Origin of the sequence: Salmonella sp. 32031103-2018-00083-FB-01-SM-01 (assembly GCF_017571995.1) — a bacterium.
Classification (GTDB): Bacteria; Pseudomonadota; Gammaproteobacteria; order Enterobacterales; family Enterobacteriaceae; genus Salmonella; species Salmonella enterica.
In genome coordinates, this window is record NZ_JAGEQL010000007.1 from 37,109 (window position 1) to 55,834 (window position 18,726).

General features: G+C 53.8%; 21 protein-coding genes. 16 read left to right on the top strand and 5 right to left on the bottom strand.

Features of this window, described 5'->3' with window-relative positions; translation table 11 throughout:
- Positions 1–10 precede the first annotated feature (10 nt).
- Entirely contained in the window at positions 11–988 is a 978-nt protein-coding gene (locus tag J4614_RS18705; protein WP_000922742.1) for a calcium/sodium antiporter, read from the bottom strand.
- Between the two features lie 212 nt (positions 989–1,200).
- Here J4614_RS18705 and mlaF point away from each other — a divergent pair, with 212 nt between their 5' ends.
- From mlaF to murA, 7 genes are all read left to right on the top strand, one after another.
- Positions 1,201–2,013, top strand: coding sequence for a phospholipid ABC transporter ATP-binding protein MlaF (gene mlaF / locus J4614_RS18710; protein ID WP_000531566.1), 813 nt, complete (start codon positions 1,201–1,203; stop codon positions 2,011–2,013).
- 7 nt (positions 2,014–2,020) lie between these two features.
- The gene (mlaE, locus tag J4614_RS18715) at positions 2,021–2,803 is read left to right on the top strand and encodes a lipid asymmetry maintenance ABC transporter permease subunit MlaE (protein ID WP_000925786.1); all 783 of its coding nucleotides are present in this window, start codon (positions 2,021–2,023) and stop codon (positions 2,801–2,803) included.
- A gap of 4 nt (positions 2,804–2,807) precedes the next feature.
- Positions 2,808–3,359, top strand: a complete 552-nt coding sequence (gene mlaD, locus J4614_RS18720) for an outer membrane lipid asymmetry maintenance protein MlaD (RefSeq protein ID WP_001193591.1) — start codon at positions 2,808–2,810, stop codon at positions 3,357–3,359.
- A gap of 18 nt (positions 3,360–3,377) precedes the next feature.
- Entirely contained in the window at positions 3,378–4,013 is a 636-nt protein-coding gene (gene mlaC / locus J4614_RS18725) for a phospholipid-binding protein MlaC (protein ID WP_000476475.1), read from the top strand.
- Positions 4,013–4,309 carry a lipid asymmetry maintenance protein MlaB gene (gene mlaB, locus J4614_RS18730; protein WP_000188843.1) on the top strand — a complete coding sequence of 99 codons (297 nt, stop codon included), beginning with the start codon at positions 4,013–4,015 and terminating at the stop codon, positions 4,307–4,309. Before mlaC ends, mlaB begins: the two co-directional genes overlap by 1 nt.
- A 187-nt stretch (positions 4,310–4,496) precedes the next feature.
- A complete protein-coding gene (ibaG, locus tag J4614_RS18735) occupies positions 4,497–4,751 on the top strand; it encodes a BolA family iron metabolism protein IbaG (protein WP_001518349.1) in 255 nt (84 codons plus the stop codon).
- A 53-nt stretch (positions 4,752–4,804) separates the two neighbouring features.
- Positions 4,805–6,064: a UDP-N-acetylglucosamine 1-carboxyvinyltransferase gene (gene murA, locus J4614_RS18740; RefSeq protein WP_000357288.1), complete on the top strand. Its 1,260-nt coding sequence runs from the start codon at positions 4,805–4,807 to the stop codon at positions 6,062–6,064.
- Positions 6,065–6,121: 57 nt separating this feature from the next.
- On the opposite strand, the gene sfsB is transcribed toward murA, so the two are convergent.
- Both sfsB and ispB read right to left on the bottom strand, forming a co-directional pair.
- Entirely contained in the window at positions 6,122–6,409 is a 288-nt protein-coding gene (gene sfsB / locus J4614_RS18745; RefSeq protein ID WP_000444168.1) for a DNA-binding transcriptional regulator SfsB, read from the bottom strand.
- A gap of 232 nt (positions 6,410–6,641) precedes the next feature.
- On the bottom strand, positions 6,642–7,613 hold the full coding sequence (gene ispB, locus J4614_RS18750; RefSeq protein ID WP_001047353.1) for an octaprenyl diphosphate synthase: 972 nt from the start codon (positions 7,611–7,613) through the stop codon (positions 6,642–6,644).
- 257 nt (positions 7,614–7,870) lie between these two features.
- On the opposite strand from ispB, the gene rplU reads away from it, so the two are divergent.
- The 4 genes from rplU (at position 7,871) to cgtA (ending at position 10,742) form a co-directional block, all read left to right on the top strand.
- Positions 7,871–8,182 carry a 50S ribosomal protein L21 gene (gene rplU / locus J4614_RS18755; RefSeq protein WP_000271398.1) on the top strand — a complete coding sequence of 104 codons (312 nt, stop codon included), beginning with the start codon at positions 7,871–7,873 and terminating at the stop codon, positions 8,180–8,182.
- Between the two features lie 19 nt (positions 8,183–8,201).
- Positions 8,202–8,459, top strand: a complete 258-nt coding sequence (gene rpmA, locus J4614_RS18760) for a 50S ribosomal protein L27 (protein ID WP_000940593.1) — start codon at positions 8,202–8,204, stop codon at positions 8,457–8,459.
- A 129-nt stretch (positions 8,460–8,588) separates the two neighbouring features.
- Positions 8,589–9,554: a DMT family transporter gene (locus J4614_RS18765; protein ID WP_000813052.1), complete on the top strand. Its 966-nt coding sequence runs from the start codon at positions 8,589–8,591 to the stop codon at positions 9,552–9,554.
- A 15-nt stretch (positions 9,555–9,569) separates the two neighbouring features.
- Positions 9,570–10,742, top strand: a complete 1,173-nt coding sequence (gene cgtA, locus J4614_RS18770) for an Obg family GTPase CgtA (RefSeq protein WP_000673556.1) — start codon at positions 9,570–9,572, stop codon at positions 10,740–10,742.
- A gap of 130 nt (positions 10,743–10,872) precedes the next feature.
- Here the strand turns inward: cgtA and dacB are convergent, their stop codons facing one another.
- Positions 10,873–12,306, bottom strand: coding sequence for a serine-type D-Ala-D-Ala carboxypeptidase (gene dacB, locus J4614_RS18775; RefSeq protein ID WP_001212686.1), 1,434 nt, complete (start codon positions 12,304–12,306; stop codon positions 10,873–10,875).
- A 247-nt stretch (positions 12,307–12,553) separates the two neighbouring features.
- Between dacB and greA the strand changes: the two genes are divergently transcribed.
- Positions 12,554–13,030, top strand: coding sequence for a transcription elongation factor GreA (greA, locus tag J4614_RS18780; RefSeq protein ID WP_001148008.1), 477 nt, complete (start codon positions 12,554–12,556; stop codon positions 13,028–13,030).
- Between the two features lie 155 nt (positions 13,031–13,185).
- Here the strand turns inward: greA and yhbY are convergent, their stop codons facing one another.
- Positions 13,186–13,479, bottom strand: a complete 294-nt coding sequence (gene yhbY, locus J4614_RS18785) for a ribosome assembly RNA-binding protein YhbY (RefSeq protein ID WP_001592995.1) — start codon at positions 13,477–13,479, stop codon at positions 13,186–13,188.
- Between the two features lie 126 nt (positions 13,480–13,605).
- On the opposite strand from yhbY, the gene rlmE reads away from it, so the two are divergent.
- The 4 genes from rlmE to glmM all read left to right on the top strand — a co-directional run bounded on the left by rlmE (position 13,606) and on the right by glmM (position 18,553).
- The gene (gene rlmE, locus J4614_RS18790) at positions 13,606–14,232 is read left to right on the top strand and encodes a 23S rRNA (uridine(2552)-2'-O)-methyltransferase RlmE (protein ID WP_000145974.1); all 627 of its coding nucleotides are present in this window, start codon (positions 13,606–13,608) and stop codon (positions 14,230–14,232) included.
- A 103-nt stretch (positions 14,233–14,335) separates the two neighbouring features.
- On the top strand, positions 14,336–16,270 hold the full coding sequence (gene ftsH / locus J4614_RS18795; protein WP_001107480.1) for an ATP-dependent zinc metalloprotease FtsH: 1,935 nt from the start codon (positions 14,336–14,338) through the stop codon (positions 16,268–16,270).
- A 104-nt stretch (positions 16,271–16,374) separates the two neighbouring features.
- Positions 16,375–17,223, top strand: coding sequence for a dihydropteroate synthase (gene folP, locus J4614_RS18800; protein ID WP_001646408.1), 849 nt, complete (start codon positions 16,375–16,377; stop codon positions 17,221–17,223).
- On the top strand, positions 17,216–18,553 hold the full coding sequence (glmM, locus tag J4614_RS18805) for a phosphoglucosamine mutase (protein WP_000071171.1): 1,338 nt from the start codon (positions 17,216–17,218) through the stop codon (positions 18,551–18,553). Before folP ends, glmM begins: the two co-directional genes overlap by 8 nt.
- Positions 18,554–18,726: the final 173 nt, after the last annotated feature.

An 18,726-nucleotide genomic window follows, 5' to 3' on the forward strand; every position in this document is an offset into this window, starting at 1 on the left:
CCGTTTCCAGTTATCCAACAAGAAGTGGCGATAGCCAATAGAGCATCGCCAGCCATACGATAAACCCGCCGGTCAGCAGTATACCTGCGCCCCGACCAATCTGGCGCGGATGCCGCCAGCAAAGTAAAGCGAAAACCACGCTAACCAGCAACATCACGCTATAATCTCGCCCAAACGCCAGCGGGTTGATCTCCCCCGGCGCGATCAGCGCAGGCAGTCCCAGCACGATGGCGAGATTAAAAATATTGGCGCCAATGAGATTACCAACGGCAATATCATTTTCGCCTTTTCGCACGCCGGCAATCGCCGTCGCCAGCTCTGGCAGACTGGTGCCGACGGCGATGACTGTCAGACCGAGCGTTAATTCACTCATGGCGAAATAGTTCGCCAGCACCGTAGCGTTATCGATTACCATGCGCGTCGCCATTGGCATGATGACCAGCGCAATGCCCAGCCATAAGAACGCGACGGGGAGCCCGCCTTCGCGCGGCAGCTCCGCCAGTTGTTCGCGGGTGAGGCTGTCATTCCCCTGGCGTTCGGCCAGACGCGCGATTTTAACAATGAATAACAGCCATAGCACAGCCAGAAGCAGGAGAAAGATACCATCACTGCGACTTAACTGTCCGTCATGCAGTACGGAACCGGCTACCACGCTAACAAATAACATTAATGGCAATTCGCGACGTAGAACATCGGAATGCACGGTAAATGGACGAACCAGCGCCGCCAGCCCTAAGATCAGCAAAATATTGGTGATGTTAGAACCGAGCGCCGCGCCGACGGCCAAATCGAGCTGACCGTGTAGCGATGCGGCGACCGACACAATAATTTCCGGCAGCGAGGTGCCGATACTCACGACCGTCATCCCGATGATCAGCGGGGGAATACCGAATGTACGGCATAAAATAGAGGCCGCAAACACCAGACGATCGGCGCCGTAGGCCACCAGAAGCAAACCAATTATGAGTAGCGCCATCGCTAAAAGCATCTAAAGTCCTTTCTTCAGGTATACTCGCCGGTCCCCTGGAAGGGATATCTGGAAGCCGTAACGAAGTCCTAATTTTGACTTTATGCGGCTAAAAAGTAAAACGAATGCCAGCTTTCGCTAACCCTGTCAGTTAATATTCTGTAATTATGTCGAACCCATGGTTAAATTCAGCGCCATGGTTACCTCAACAAGGCAATACGAAGGATGAATCAATGGGTCAGTCTGCGGCCAATTTAGTCGATATGCGCGACGTCAGCTTTTCCCGTGGCGAACGCTGCATTTTCGATAATATTTCCCTGACGGTGCCGCGCGGGAAGATCACGGCGATCATGGGGCCGTCGGGCATCGGTAAAACCACGCTGTTGCGCCTGATTGGCGGACAGATCCCGCCGGATAAGGGCGAGATCTTATTTGATGGCGAGAATGTGCCGGCCATGTCCCGTTCGCGGCTCTACACCGTCCGCAAACGTATGAGTATGCTGTTTCAGTCGGGAGCGCTGTTTACCGACATGAACGTGTTTGACAATGTGGCCTATCCGCTACGGGAGCACACCAATTTACCCGCGCCGCTGCTAAAAAGCGTTGTGATGATGAAACTGGAAGCTGTCGGGCTGCGCGGCGCGGCAAAACTGATGCCTTCCGAGCTCTCCGGTGGGATGGCGCGTCGCGCCGCGTTGGCGCGCGCCATCGCTCTGGAACCGGATCTCATCATGTTCGATGAGCCGTTTGTCGGCCAGGACCCGATTACCATGGGCGTTCTGGTGAAGCTGATTTCAGAATTGAACAGCGCGCTGGGCGTGACCTGCGTGGTGGTCTCGCATGATGTGCCAGAGGTGCTCAGTATTGCGGATCACGCCTGGATCATGGCGGACAAAAAAATCGTCGCTCACGGTAGCGCTCAGGCGTTGCAGGAGAATACGGACCCGCGCGTGCGTCAGTTCCTTGACGGCATTGCCGACGGGCCGGTTCCGTTCCGCTATCCGGCGGGCGACTATCACCTTGATTTACTCGAAACAGGGAGTTAAGCCACTCATGCTGTTAAATGCGCTGGCAGCACTCGGACACAGCGGGATCAAAACCGTCAGGACGTTCGGGCGCGCCGGGTTAATGTTATTCAATGCGATTATCGGTAAGCCGGAGTTTCGCAAACATGCGCCGCTGCTGGTGCGCCAGCTTTATAATGTGGGCGTCTTGTCGATGCTTATCATTATTGTCTCCGGCGTATTCATCGGTATGGTGCTGGGGCTGCAAGGCTATCTGGTTCTGACTACTTACAGCGCGGAGACCAGTCTTGGCATGTTAGTGGCGCTTTCGCTGCTGCGCGAGCTGGGGCCGGTGGTCGCGGCGTTGCTGTTTGCCGGGCGGGCCGGGTCGGCGTTGACGGCGGAAATCGGCCTGATGCGGGCGACGGAGCAGCTCTCCAGTATGGAGATGATGGCGGTCGATCCATTGCGCCGGGTGATTTCGCCGCGCTTCTGGGCGGGCGTGATTTCGTTGCCGCTACTGACCATTATCTTTGTGGCGGTCGGTATCTGGGGCGGCTCGCTGGTCGGCGTAAGCTGGAAGGGAATCGACGCCGGGTTCTTCTGGTCCGCGATGCAGAATGCCGTCGACTGGCGTATGGACCTGGTGAACTGTCTGATAAAGAGCGTGGTGTTCGCCATTACGGTAACATGGATTGCGTTATTCAACGGTTATGACGCAATACCGACTTCTGCCGGGATTAGCCGGGCAACGACGCGTACCGTGGTTCACGCATCGTTGGCCGTTCTGGGGCTGGATTTTGTGCTGACCGCACTGATGTTTGGGAATTGAGTTCATGCAAACGAAAAAAAATGAAATTTGGGTAGGCGTTTTTTTGCTGGTAGCGTTGCTGGCGGCGCTGTTTGTTTGCCTGAAGGCGGCAAATGTGACCTCTATGCGCACGGAGCCGACCTATAAGGTTTATGCGACCTTCGATAACATCGGCGGTCTGAAAGTGCGTTCCCCGGTACGCATCGGCGGGGTGGTTGTCGGGCGGGTTGAAGATATCTCGCTTGATCCGAAAACATACCTGCCGCGCGTAACGCTCGACATCGAAGAGCGTTATAACCATATTCCCGATACCAGCTCGTTGAGTATTCGTACTTCCGGGCTGCTGGGGGAGCAATATCTGGCATTAAACGTCGGTTTTGAAGATCCTGAGCTGGGAACGTCTATCCTCAAAGATGGGAGTACGATTCAGGACACCAAGTCTGCAATGGTGCTGGAAGATATGATTGGCCAGTTCCTTTATAACAGCAAAGGCGACGACAATAAGAATTCTGGCGATGCGCCAGCCGCAACGGAAGGCCATACTGAAGCCACAACGCCCGCGGGCGAAACGAAATAATCTCAGGAGAATTGAGGCATGTTTAAACGACTGATGATGGTGGCCCTGCTGGTCATTGCGCCATTAAGCGCAGCAACGGCAGCGGATCAGAGCAATCCTTATAAACTGATGAACGAGGCGGCGCAGAAAACTTTTGATCGCCTAAAAAACGAACAGCCGAAAATTCGTGCCAATCCGGATTACCTGCGCGACGTTGTTGATCAGGAACTTCTGCCGTACGTGCAGGTAAAATATGCCGGCGCGCTGGTGCTGGGCCGCTACTACAAAGAGGCGACCCCGGCGCAGCGTGAAGCCTATTTTGCAGCGTTTCGCGAATACCTGAAACAGGCCTACGGTCAGGCGCTGGCGATGTACCACGGCCAGACTTACCAGATAGCGCCTGAGCAACCGCTGGGCGATGCGACCATTGTGCCTATCCGTGTAACGATTATCGATCCCAACGGTCGTCCGCCGGTACGCCTGGATTTCCAGTGGCGCAAAAACACCCAGACCGGCAACTGGCAGGCGTATGACATGATTGCGGAAGGCGTCAGCATGATCACCACCAAGCAAAATGAGTGGAGCGACCTGCTGCGTACTAAAGGCATCGACGGCCTGACCGCACAACTGAAATCTATCTCTCAACAGAAAATTACTTTGGACGAGAAACAGTAATGACGCCGCAACTCACCTGGACGCGTGAGGCGGACACTCTGGTGCTGGCGGGAGAGCTGGATCAGGACGTGTTGGCGCCGCTATGGGACGCGCGCGTAGAAGCGATGAATGGCGTTACCCGTATCGACCTGAGCCAGATCTCCAGGGTGGATACAGGGGGACTGGCGCTGCTGGCGCACCTTGTGAACCAGGCAAAAAAGCAGGGCAATGCCGTGTCGCTGTCTGGCGTTAACGACAAGGTTTACGCGCTGGCGCAATTATATAACTTGCCCGAAGACGTACTTCCCCGTATGTAATGAATGCCGGATGGTTTATCCGGCCTACACTTCGCATGATCCCCGTAGGCCGGATAAGTTGCGTTAGCAGCACCATCCGGCACTTTTACCGCGCTGATTTATCAGCGTAATCTTTTGCTTATTTAAGACGGCGCGACTTTGCTCTAAGATGTTGGGCTGTTTTCACTATTTGACGAATAAAGAACCCATGGAAAATCATGAAATTCAGAGTGTGCTGATGAATGCCCTCTCCCTCCAGGAAGTCCACGTCTCCGGCGATGGCAGTCACTTTCAGGTTATTGCCGTGGGCGAGATGTTTGACGGCATGAGCCGGGTCAAGAAACAGCAAACGGTCTATGGGCCGCTAATGGAGTACATTGCGGACAACCGTATCCATGCCGTATCGATCAAAGCATATACCCCGGCGGAATGGGCGCGCGATCGTAAACTTAACGGATTTTAAGCTACGGGTAACCTGCCGGTAGCGGAGATGAATGCTTAACTGAGAATACAATAATGGATAAATTTCGTGTACAGGGGCCAACGACGCTCCAGGGCGAAGTCACAATTTCCGGCGCCAAAAACGCCGCGCTGCCGATCCTGTTCGCCGCTCTGCTGGCAGAAGAACCGGTAGAGATCCAAAACGTTCCAAAACTGAAAGACGTGGATACGTCGATGAAGCTCCTGAGCCAATTAGGCGCGAAAGTGGAACGCAATGGATCGGTACACATTGACGCCAGCCAGGTGAACGTGTTCTGCGCGCCTTATGATCTGGTTAAGACCATGCGCGCCTCGATATGGGCGCTGGGGCCGCTGGTTGCCCGTTTTGGTCAGGGACAAGTCTCTCTGCCGGGGGGCTGTACTATCGGCGCGCGTCCGGTTGATCTGCATATTACCGGTCTGGAACAACTGGGTGCGACCATCAAGCTGGAAGAGGGCTACGTAAAGGCCTCCGTCGAAGGACGTCTTAAAGGGGCGCATATCGTGATGGATAAGGTCAGCGTCGGCGCGACCGTCACCATTATGTGCGCCGCTACGCTGGCGGAAGGGACGACCATCATTGAAAACGCCGCGCGCGAGCCGGAAATTGTCGACACCGCTAACTTCCTGGTTACGCTGGGGGCGAAGATCGCCGGGCAGGGCACCGATCGTATTACGATCGAGGGCGTAGAGCGTCTGGGCGGCGGCGTTTATCGTGTGCTGCCGGATCGTATCGAAACGGGGACTTTCCTGGTGGCGGCAGCGATCTCTCGCGGCAAAATCCTCTGCCGTAACGCGCAACCGGACACTCTGGACGCGGTACTGGCGAAACTGCGCGATGCTGGCGCGGATATCGAAGTGGGCGAGGACTGGATTAGTCTGGACATGCACGGCAAACGACCGAAGGCGGTCAATGTCCGTACCGCGCCGCACCCGGCATTCCCGACCGATATGCAGGCGCAGTTCACGTTGCTGAACTTGGTGGCGGAAGGGACGGGCTTTATCACTGAAACCGTCTTTGAAAACCGTTTTATGCACGTGCCTGAACTCAGCCGCATGGGCGCGCGTGCGGAAATTGAAAGCAATACCGTCATATGCCATGGCGTAGAAACGCTCTCTGGCGCCCAGGTCATGGCGACAGATCTGCGGGCATCTGCGAGCCTGGTGCTGGCGGGCTGTATTGCGGAAGGCACGACGATTGTGGATCGCATTTATCACATCGATCGCGGTTATGAGCGCATCGAAGACAAACTGCGCGCGCTAGGCGCGAATATTGAACGCGTGAAAGGCGAATAACCTTCTGTACGCTGAATAACCCCCGCGAACGCGATGCGGGGGTTGTTTTACAGGCTCTTACTCTACATTCTGTTTGTTTTTATTACGCGCTCTCATAAGCCGCGTTCTGTCGATAAACTCATGCGTGCGCGGATCGTGATAACGCGATGGCCAAATAACCCAGGGTTCCGTTCCCAATGCTTTCGCGATAATCAACTCTCCTTTCGGCCACGGGCGCGTTAATGCATTGGCCAGCGTGGATGAACTCAATCCATTCCGACGTGACTCAGCGGCCATTGACGTCCCTTTTTTACGTAGTCCGGCAATGATATCGGCCGGATGCCAGTCAATAAGCTTGCTTTCCATACATCCATCACTCCTTAGGTTAATCACTTACGGTTTTAACAACCCGACGACGTTCGATACTATAACGCTTCGTGAAAGAATGTTCTAAAAAGTTCATGTAAGTGGCGGCAATATTCAGAATATGCCAGGGGAAGCCCTATATGGCTATATGAAAAGACAGGGAGCAAAGTATCTGGAGTTTATTGGAACTTAATGGGATATCCCGCGTAGTACGCGGGATAAGAGAACGGCATTAATGATCGCGCTGCACCGCGATGTGTGCGAGACCGATTAGCGCCTCACGCCATGGAGTATCCGGCAATATCTGCAACGCGGATATCGCTTTGTCGGCTTCTTCTTCCGCTCGCTGACGCGTCCATTCCAGCGAGCCGCAGGTGGTCATCGCTTCCAGAACCGGTTCCAGAAGATGACGACCATTACCTTGTTCAATAGCGGTACGGATCATCGCTGACTGTTCTGGCGTACCGTGGCGCATGGCGTGAAGCAACGGTAAGGTGGGTTTGCCCTCATTGAGGTCATCACCCACATTTTTACCGAGATGCTCGCCGTCGGCGCTGTAATCCAGCAGATCGTCAATGAGCTGGAAAGCCGTACCAAGGTAGCGGCCATAGTCCTGCAACCCTTTCTCTTGCTCAGGCGTACAACCGGCAAGAATACCGGAGCACTGGGCGGCGGCTTCGAACAGACGGGCCGTTTTACTGTAAATCACCCGCATGTAATTTTCTTCGGTAATGTCCGGGTCATTCACGTTCATCAATTGCAGCACTTCGCCTTCTGCAATCACGTTGACCGCTTCCGACATCACTTCCAGCACTTTTAACGAGCCGAGGCTGGTCATCATCTGGAAGGCGCGGGTATAGATAAAGTCGCCGACCAGCACGCTGGCGGCATTACCGAAGGCGGCATTTGCCGTTGCCTTGCCGCGACGCATATCGGATTCATCCACCACATCATCATGTAGCAGCGTCGCCGTGTGGATAAACTCGATCAGAGCGGCGATAGTCACGTGCGCGTTACCCTGATAACCCACCGCACGCGCGGCAAGAACGGCAATCATCGGACGAATGCGTTTCCCGCCGCCGCTAATAATGTAATATCCTAGCTGATTAATCAGTTGAACGTCGGAATTAAGCTGTTCAAGGATTGTCGCATTGACACCCGCCATATCTTGCGCGGTTAACTCGTTGATTTTTTCTAAATTCATCGCAAAAGCCGGGCTTATCGCCCCGATTATCCCATGTCTGAATGAGGTAACGTAGGGTTTATGGTTAGAAATATACCCTGATTGTACTGAAAAAACGCCGCAGATAAACGTTACCGTATGCGTTGTGTTTTTTTTCTTCATGTATTGATGGTAGCACTTGTCAAAGCCGTGCAATTTGCGTAATATTCGCGCCCTATTGTGAATATTTATAGCGCGCTCTGAATCATTGAAAGGTGTGCGCGGAAGCGGAGTTTTTTATGTACGCGGTTTTCCAAAGTGGTGGTAAACAACACCGAGTAAGCGAAGGTCAGACCGTTCGCCTGGAAAAGCTGGACATCGCAACTGGCGAAACTATCGAGTTCGCTGAAGTTCTGATGGTCGCAAACGGTGAAGAAGTCAAAATCGGCGTTCCTTTCGTTGATGGCGGCGTAATCAAAGCTGAAGTTGTTGCCCACGGTCGTGGCGAGAAAGTTAAAATCGTTAAGTTTCGTCGCCGTAAACACTACCGTAAGCAGCAGGGCCATCGTCAGTGGTTCACTGATGTGAAAATTACCGGCATCAGCGCTTAAGATTAGGGGAGCAGATTAAATGGCACATAAAAAGGCTGGCGGCTCGACTCGTAACGGTCGCGATTCTGAAGCTAAACGTCTGGGCGTAAAACGCTTTGGCGGTGAAGCAGTTCTGGCAGGCAGCATCATCGTTCGTCAACGTGGTACTAAATTCCACGCTGGCACCAACGTTGGTTGCGGTCGTGACCACACTCTGTTTGCTAAAGCAGACGGTAAAGTGAAATTCGAAGTTAAAGGCCCGAAAAACCGTAAATACATCAGCATCGTTGCTGAGTAAGTTTTTTGTGGTCCGGTAACGGATGAAAGCCCCGCACCTGTTGCGGGGCTTTTTACATTCGATGGCCGACTAAAATATACCCGTGTGGCTGTGCGAATGCCGTTAACGGGTCTTTGCAGGGAACACGGCATGAAGCAGCAGGCAGGCATTGGCATTCTTTTAGCGCTCACTACCGCGATGTGCTGGGGAGCGTTGCCAATAGCAATGAAGCAAGTGCTGGAGGTGATGGAGCCTTCAACCATTGTCTTCTACCGCTTCTTAATGGCCAGTATTGGCCTCGGGGCGATACTGGCAGTAAAAAGAAAGCTGCCGCCGCTGCGTATTTTTCGTAAGCCGCGCTGGTTGGTGTTATTGGCGATAGCGACCTGCGGACTGTTCGGTAATTTCATTTTGTTCAGTTCTTCCCTGCAATATTTAAGCCCAACCGCGTCGCAGGTTATCGGCCAGCTTTCGCCGGTTGGCATGATGGTCGCCAGCGTCTTTATTCTGAAAGAAAAGATGCGCGGTACGCAGGTGATTGGCGCGCTGATGTTATTGAGCGGGCTGGTGATGTTTTTTAACACCAGTCTGATCGAGATTTTTACCCGACTGACCGACTACACCTGGGGCGTTATTTTTGGCGTAGGCGCGGCGATGGTGTGGGTGAGCTATGGCGTGGCGCAAAAAGTATTATTGCGACGTCTGGCCTCGCAGCAGATCCTGTTTTTACTGTACACTTTATGTACGATAGCGCTCTTGCCGCTGGCAAAACCGATGGTGATAGCGCAACTGAGCGACTGGCAGCTCGCCTGTTTGATTTTCTGCGGGCTAAATACGCTGGTAGGATATGGCGCCCTGGCGGAAGCGATGGCGCGTTGGCAGGCGGCGCAGGTGAGCGCGATAATCACGCTTACACCGCTATTTACCCTGCTGTTTTCAGATCTTTTATCTATGGCCTGGCCCGATTTCTTCGCCAGACCGATGTTAAACCTTTTAGGTTATCTCGGTGCGTTTGTCGTGGTTGCGGGCGCGATGTATTCCGCCATTGGTCATCGTATTTGGGGCGGTTTACGCAAGCATGAAACGGTGGTTTCGCAACCCCGCTCAGGCGAATGATTTACGGAGAATAAAATGAAGTTTGTTGATGAAGCATCGATTCTGGTCGTTGCAGGCGATGGCGGTAATGGCTGTGTGAGCTTCCGCCGCGAAAAATATATCCCGAAAGGCGGCCCGGACGGCGGTGATGGCGGCGACGGCGGCGACGTCTGGATGGAAGCCGATGAAAACCTGAATACGCTGATCGATTACCGCTTTGAAAAATCGTTCCGCGCTGAACGTGGTCAGAATGGCGCGAGCCGCGACTGTACCGGTAAACGCGGTAAAGACGTGACCATCAAAGTGCCGGTCGGTACGCGCGTTATCGACCAGGGAACCGGTGAAACGATGGGCGACATGACCAAACACGGTCAGCGTCTGTTGGTCGCGAAGGGCGGCTGGCATGGGTTAGGCAATACCCGTTTTAAATCCTCGGTTAACCGTACGCCGCGCCAGAAAACCAATGGTACGCCGGGTGATAAGCGCGACCTGCTGCTGGAACTGATGCTGCTGGCGGATGTCGGGATGCTGGGGATGCCAAACGCCGGTAAATCAACGTTCATTCGCGCGGTATCGGCAGCAAAACCGAAAGTCGCGGACTATCCGTTTACCACGCTGGTGCCGAGCCTGGGCGTGGTACGAATGGACAGCGAAAAGAGTTTTGTGGTGGCTGACATTCCGGGGTTGATCGAAGGCGCGGCGGAAGGCGCGGGCCTGGGGATTCGCTTCCTGAAGCACCTCGAACGTTGCCGCGTACTGCTGCACCTCATTGATATCGATCCGATCGACGGTTCCGATCCGGTGGAAAACGCCCGTATCATTATTGGCGAACTGGAAAAATACAGCCAGGATCTGGCGGCTAAACCGCGCTGGTTAGTGTTCAACAAGATCGATCTGATGGATAAAACCGAAGCGGAAGAGAAAGCGAAAGCGATCGCCGAAGCGTTGGGCTGGGAAGGGAAATACTATCTGATTTCCGCCGCCAGTCAGCTGGGGGTGAAAGATCTCTGCTGGGATGTGATGACCTTTATCATCGAGAATCCGATCGCGCAGGCTGAAGAAGCAAAACAGCCGGAAAAAGTCGAGTTCATGTGGGACGATTATCATCGCCAGCAGTTGGCTGAAGTGGAAGAAGACGCAGACGATGACTGGGATGACGACTGGGATGAAGACGACGAAGAAGGCGTCGAGTTCATCTACAAACGTTAATCTCGTAGCCGGATGGCGCTAACGCTTATCCGGCCTACAAAAGCCAACGGGCCGCATTTGCGGCCCGTTTTATTATGTTCGTTGTAGGCCGGATAAGACGCGTTAGCGCCGCCATCCGGCAATGATGCACTCAGTTATTCTGATAAATATCCTTGTACAACCGACTCTCGAAGCGTACCAGCGGAATACGCCGATTACGCTGATCGGCAGGTGGAACCGCGTAGCCCGACAAATACTGTACAAATGCCATCCGTTGCCCGCTTGCGGTGGTAATAAAGCCCGCCAGATTATACACGCCCTGCAGTGACCCAGTTTTCGCCGAAACCTTACCGTCTACGCCCGCCTGATGCAGTCCGGCGCGGTATTGCAATGAACCATCATAGCCCGCCAGCGGCAGCATAGAGATAAAGTTCAGCTCGTTATCGTGTTGGGCGATATATTGCAGCACCTGCATCATCGTGGCGGGAGCGATCAGGTTATGGCGAGAAAGACCGGAACCGTCGGCAATAATGGTATTGCCGATATCAATTCCCGCCTGTTGGCGCAGGATCTGGCGAACGGCATCCGATCCCGCCCGCCAGGTGCCAGGCACGTTAAACCTGACATGACCAATCATCCGAAAAACAGTATCGGCGATCATGTTGTCTGACTTTTTCAGCATAATCTTAAGCAGATCGTGCAGTGGCGCCGACTGTTTACTGGCGACGATCGTTCCGGGCTCGTTAACCTGCGTCTGGCGCAGCAGTGTGCCGCGGTAAGTTATCCCGGCCTCTTTCAGTTCCTGCTTGAGGATCGCGCCCGCGTAGCTGGCGCCGTCCTGAATAGCAAAGGCCAGCGGCAGCGGGTCGGCGCGCTGTGGTAAACAGCCGGTAAGCGTATAACGGTTCAAATCGCCAGGCACAACATCCAGCTCGCAATACTGCGCGTCTGCCGAACCGCGCGGCAGAGTCCGTACCTGGCTGAACATCGTTACCGGATAATAAGAGGCCACGCGAATAAAAGCTAAATCGTTTGGTTTTTGCGCGCTATAAAGCGACACAGAAAAACAGTTGCGGTCAACAATGGCGGCGGCGGGAGGCGCGCTGAAACACTGCGTCAGGTCGTTCCACGGCCAGCCTGGCGCTTTATCGTGGCTGGCGAAAATCGACGTGTCGATAAGCACATTGCCGTCGATTTGCGTGACGCCTGACTTTTTCAACGTCGCGACCATATTGCGAATATCCTGACGTCTTAGCGTTGGATCGCCACCGAATCGCGCAATTACGTCACCTTTCAGGATGCCGTTATCGACGTTGCCTTTAGTCTCCAGCGTGGTCGTAAAACGGAAATCCGGGCCGAGTTGAATCAGCGCCGCCAGCGCGGTAATCACCTTTTGGGTACTGGCGGGAAGCGCCATCTGCTGACTATGATAATCAATAGCTGGCGCGGGCGCGCCAATCTTTTGCACCATCAGCGCGAGGTTGGCGCCGGCCGGAAGCTGTTTGATGTATTCGTCAATATTCGCGGCCTGAACGCTGAACGCTATACTGGTGGTCAATCCGATGATAAATCTGGAAAATCGCATAATCTCGCGCTAACACCCTGGAAACAAGCCGTCATACTACGGCGCAACGCCCTAAAAAGTAAACGATGACCCATAGGGAACTCCAGGGTAAAATGGTTATCAAAGAGGAAATTGTAGCTGACCTGGGACTGCGCGCCCGGGTTGGTGTTTTTTTGCTTCTGACCCTGGTATGGCATATGCCGGGGCTGGCTTAGCAGCCGGGGTAGAGTTCATTGCCCCCTACAGGAATGTTCAAGAGGTATAACAAATGCAAGCTATTCCGATGACCTTACGCGGAGCCGAAAAACTGCGCGAAGAGCTGGATTTTCTGAAATCTGTGCGCCGTCCTGAAATCATCGCCGCTATCGCCGAAGCGCGCGAACATGGCGATTTAAAAGAAAACGCGGAGTATCATGCTGCACGCGAACAGCAGGGTTTCTGCGAAGGACGCATTAAAGATATCGAAGCAAAACTGTCGAATGCGCAGGTGATTGATGTCACTAAAATGCCGAACAATGGTCGCGTGATTTTCGGCGCTACCGTCACGGTGCTGAACCTGGACACCGACGAAGAGCAGACCTATCGTATTGTTGGCGATGATGAGGCGGATTTTAAGCAAAATCTCATTTCGGTAAACTCGCCAATCGCTCGCGGCCTGATCGGCAAAGAGCAGGATGACGTCGTGGTGATCAAAACGCCTGGCGGCGATGTGGAATACGAAGTGCTTAAAGTGGAATACCTTTAAGCAGTACTCAATACGCAAATTGTTGGTGTATTGTAAAGAAAGGAAAAAGGCCGCATAGCGGCCTTTTATCAACGGAGAGAGCGTGGCATTTTGCTCTCCTGCTCGTGGAAAACCCCTCGTTTTACACAGATTTTGTGTTCGACTTTAGGATATCCTTAACGCGGCAGCGAGATTTTACGCTCTTTAGTTGGGCGATACAGCACCAGCGTTTTACCGATGACCTGTACGTTACAGGCGCCGGTTTCGCGCACGATAGCGTCCACGATCAAGGTTTTTGTTTCGCGATCTTCCGAGGCGATTTTCACCTTGATAAGTTCATGGTGCTCTAACGCTTGTTCAATCTCGGCCAGTACCCCTTCGGTCAAACCATTATTGCCAAGCATAACAACAGGCTTGAGCGGATGTGCCAGACCTTTTAGGTGCTGTTTTTGTTTAGTACTCAGATTCATCGTATATTTTTGCTTACGTTGGGATTGAAAACGGGTCATTCTACCGCCATCTCCCTTATATCGCCAAATAGGCGTGTAGAAATTTACGCCATTGGCTACGATGAACTGCCCCGACGGGAAAGTTAAATGACAGGTAAAAAGCGTTCTGCCAGCTCAAGCCGCTGGCTTCAGGAACACTTTAGCGATAAATATGTTCAACAGGCGCAGAAAAAGGGGCTACGCTCCCGTGCCTGGTTTAAACTTGATGAAATACAGCAAAGTGACAAACTTTTTAAGCCGGGAATGACGGTAGTCGATCTCGGCGCTGCGCCAGGAGGCTGGTCACAGTATGTGGTCACGCAGATTGGCGGCAAAGGCCGCATCATCGCTTGTGATCTTTTACCTATGGATCCTATCGTTGGTGTGGACTTTCTTCAGGGCGATTTTCGTGATGAACTTGTCATGAAAGCGTTACTGGAACGCGTGGGTGACAGTAAAGTACAAGTTGTCATGTCGGATATGGCACCAAACATGAGCGGAACACCGGCGGTGGATATCCCCCGCGCCATGTATCTGGTGGAGCTGGCGTTAGAGATGTGCCGCGATGTGCTGGCGCCAGGCGGAAGTTTTGTAGTGAAGGTGTTCCAGGGCGAAGGTTTCGATGAGTATCTAAGGGAAATTCGCTCCCTGTTTACGAAGGTTAAAGTTCGTAAGCCGGACTCTTCGCGTGCGCGTTCGCGTGAAGTGTACATTGTAGCGACCGGGCGAAAGTGATAACCGGCAGATTTCAGACGTAAGGTTTGAAAGAAACTGGATATAGAGTATCCTGACGCTGTTTTTAACACAGTTGTAATAAGAGGTTAATCCCTTGAGTGACATGGCGAAAAACCTAATACTCTGGCTGGTCATTGCCGTTGTGCTGATGTCAGTATTCCAGAGCTTTGGGCCCAGCGAGTCTAATGGCCGTAAGGTGGATTACTCTACCTTCCTGCAAGAGGTCAATCAGGACCAGGTTCGCGAAGCGCGTATCAACGGACGTGAGATCAACGTTACCAAGAAAGATAGTAACCGTTACACGACTTACATTCCGATTAATGATCCGAAGCTGCTTGATAACCTGCTGACTAAAAACGTCAAGGTTGTTGGCGAACCACCTGAAGAGCCAAGCCTGCTGGCTTCTATCTTCATTTCCTGGTTCCCGATGCTGTTGCTGATCGGCGTCTGGATCTTCTTCATGCGTCAGATGCAGGGCGGCGGTGGCAAAGGCGCCATGTCGTTCGGTAAGAGCAAGGCGCGTATGCTGACGGAAGATCAGATCAAAACCACGTTTGCTGACGTCGCGGGCTGTGACGAAGCGAAAGAAGAAGTGGCGGAACTGGTTGAATACCTGCGTGAACCGAGCCGTTTCCAGAAGCTGGGCGGTAAAATTCCGAAAGGCGTCCTGATGGTCGGCCCGCCGGGTACCGGTAAAACCCTGCTGGCAAAAGCCATTGCGGGTGAAGCGAAGGTGCCATTCTTTACGATTTCCGGTTCTGACTTTGTGGAAATGTTCGTCGGTGTCGGCGCGTCTCGTGTGCGTGACATGTTCGAACAGGCCAAAAAAGCGGCGCCGTGCATTATCTTCATCGATGAAATCGACGCCGTAGGCCGCCAGCGTGGCGCAGGTCTTGGCGGTGGTCACGATGAACGTGAGCAGACGTTGAACCAGATGCTGGTTGAGATGGACGGCTTCGAAGGTAACGAAGGTATCATCGTTATCGCCGCAACTAACCGTCCGGACGTCCTTGACCCGGCGCTGCTGCGTCCTGGTCGTTTTGACCGTCAGGTGGTGGTAGGCCTGCCGGACGTTCGCGGTCGTGAGCAGATTCTGAAGGTGCATATGCGTCGCGTACCGTTAGCGACGGATATTGATGCGGCGATCATTGCGCGCGGTACGCCAGGCTTCTCCGGTGCGGACCTGGCGAACCTGGTCAACGAAGCAGCGCTGTTTGCCGCACGCGGCAACAAACGCGTAGTGTCGATGGTTGAGTTCGAGAAAGCGAAAGACAAAATCATGATGGGCGCCGAACGTCGCTCCATGGTGATGACGGAAGCGCAGAAAGAGTCGACCGCGTACCACGAAGCGGGCCACGCGATTATCGGTCGCCTGGTGCCGGAACACGATCCGGTGCACAAAGTGACGATTATCCCGCGCGGTCGTGCGCTGGGCGTGACCTTCTTCCTGCCTGAAGGCGACGCGATCAGCGCCAGCCGTCAGAAACTGGAAAGCCAGATCTCTACCCTGTACGGCGGTCGTCTGGCGGAAGAGATCATCTACGGTGCCGAACATGTTTCTACCGGGGCGTCGAACGATATTAAAGTCGCGACTAACCTGGCGCGTAACATGGTGACTCAGTGGGGCTTCTCCGACAAACTTGGTCCGCTGCTGTATGCGGAAGAAGAGGGCGAAGTGTTCCTCGGCCGTAGCGTCGCAAAAGCGAAACATATGTCTGATGAAACTGCGCGTATCATCGACCAGGAAGTGAAAGCGCTGATTGAACGTAACTACAATCGCGCTCGTCAGATCCTGACTGACAATATGGATATTCTGCACGCGATGAAAGATGCGCTGATGAAATATGAAACCATCGATGCGCCGCAGATTGATGACCTGATGGCGCGTCGTGAAGTGCGTCCGCCTGCGGGCTGGGAAGATCCAAACGGCACCAATAACTCTGACAGCAATGGTACGCCTCAGGCGCCGCGTCCGGTTGATGAACCACGCACGCCGAACCCGGGCAACACGATGTCAGAGCAGCTGGGCGACAAATAAGCGTTTGTTGTACAACATTATGTTTAGCGCTCACCGAAACCCTGGGGCTTGCCCCGGGGTTTTTCTTTTTTTTACTCACCACAAATAAAACAGGGATTTTGACCATGAAACTCTTCGCTCAGGGCGCCACGCTCGATCTCACTCATCCGCATGTTATGGGGATCCTGAACGTAACGCCGGATTCGTTCTCCGACGGTGGCGCGCATAACACGCTGATTGAGGCGGTGAAACATGCGAATTTAATGGTGAATGCCGGGGCGACAATTATTGATGTGGGGGGGGAATCAACTCGACCAGGCGCGGCGGAAGTGAGCGTGGAAGAAGAGCTGGATCGCGTTATTCCGGTACTGGAAGCAATCGCGCAACGCTTTGAAGTGTGGATTTCTGTGGATACCTCTAAACCTGAGGTGATCCGTGAAGCGGCAAGGGCGGGCGCGCATATTATCAATGATGTCCGTTCGCTCTCCGAACCCGGCGCGTTGGAAGCGGCAGCGGAAACCGGCTTGCCGGTCAGTCTTATGCACATGCAGGGCAACCCCAAAACCATGCAGGAGGCGCCGAAATATGACGATGTCTTTGCCGAGGTGAATCGCTACTTTATTGAGCAAATAGCACGTTGTGAGAAGGCCGGCATCGCAAAAGAGAAATTGTTGCTCGACCCCGGATTCGGTTTCGGTAAAAATCTCACTCACAATTATACCTTACTGGCGCGACTGGGTGAGTTTCATCATTTTAACCTGCCGCTGCTGGTGGGCATGTCACGTAAAACGATGGTTGGTCAGTTACTTAACGTGGGACCATCAGACCGTCTGAACGGCAGCCTTGCGTGCGCGGTAATTGCCGCGATGCAGGGCGCGCAGATCATTCGCGTCCATGACGTCAAAGAAACCGTAGAGGCGATGCGGGTGGTAGAAGCCACTCTGTCTGCAAAGGGAAACAAACGCTATGAGTAATCGTAAATATTTCGGTACCGATGGGATTCGCGGACGTGTAGGCAATGCCCCCATTACACCTGATTTCGTGCTTAAACTGGGTTGGGCTGCCGGAAAAGTGCTGGCGCGTCATGGCTCGCGTAAAATCATTATCGGTAAAGATACGCGTATTTCCGGCTATATGCTGGAGTCCGCGCTGGAGGCGGGCCTTGCCGCTGCGGGGCTGTCGGCCTCGTTTACCGGACCTATGCCAACGCCAGCCGTCGCCTATTTGACGCGGACTTTCCGCGCGGAGGCGGGTATCGTTATCTCGGCTTCGCATAACCCGTTCTATGATAACGGCATTAAATTCTTCTCTATCGACGGTACGAAACTGCCTGACGATGTGGAAGAAGCCATCGAAGCCGAAATGGAAAAAGAGATCACCTGCGTAGACTCCGCCGAGCTGGGGAAAGCGAGCCGCATCGTCGACGCCGCCGGACGCTATATTGAGTTCTGTAAAGGCACCTTCCCGAACGAACTGAGCCTCAACGGTCTGAAAGTGGTTGTGGATTGCGCCAACGGCGCTACCTACCATATCGCACCGAATGTGCTGCGCGAGCTGGGCGCGACCGTTATCGCCATCGGCTGTGAGCCAAACGGCGTCAACATTAACGAAGAAGTGGGCGCGACCGACGTGCGCGCGTTGCAGGCGCGCGTGTTGGCGGAGAAGGCGGACCTCGGCATTGCGCTTGACGGCGACGGCGACCGGGTCATCATGGTTGACCATGAAGGCAATAAAGTCGATGGCGATCAGATCATGTATATCATCGCGCGCGAAGGGCTGCGCCAGGGGCAACTGCGCGGCGGCGCGGTGGGGACGCTGATGAGCAATATGGGGCTGGAGCTGGCGCTCAAGCAGCTTGGCATTCCGTTTGCCCGGGCGAAAGTGGGCGACCGCTACGTGCTGGAAAAATTGCAGGAAAAAGGCTGGCGCATCGGCGCGGAAAACTCTGGTCACGTTATTCTGCTGGATAAAACGACCACTGGCGACGGTATTGTAGCGGGGCTACAAGTTCTGGCGGCGATGGTGCGTAATCATATGAGTCTGCACGATCTGTGCAGCGGTATGAAAATGTTCCCGCAGATTCTGGTTAACGTGCGTTACACCGCCGGTAGCGGCGATCCGCTGGAAAATGAAGCGGTGAAAACGGTAACGGCGGACGTAGAAGCCACGCTCGGCAATCGTGGGCGGGTACTGCTACGTAAATCCGGTACCGAACCGCTGATTCGCGTGATGGTGGAAGGCGAGGATGAAGCGCAGGTTACGGCATTCGCCCATCGTATTGCGGATGCGGTAAAAGCCGTTTAAGCGTTTAAGTGACTAAAAAGGCGGCGGTTGCCGCCTTACGGCCCGCAAAAAACAACGCTTTTGCTGTTTTTTTCCGCAGTTGATACAATGCGCTTAAATTGCCCTTGCGAAGGTCATTCGCTTTGGTTAGTATTCACACCCGCTTCAGTGGGAAACAGTAAAAATCCCGCTTT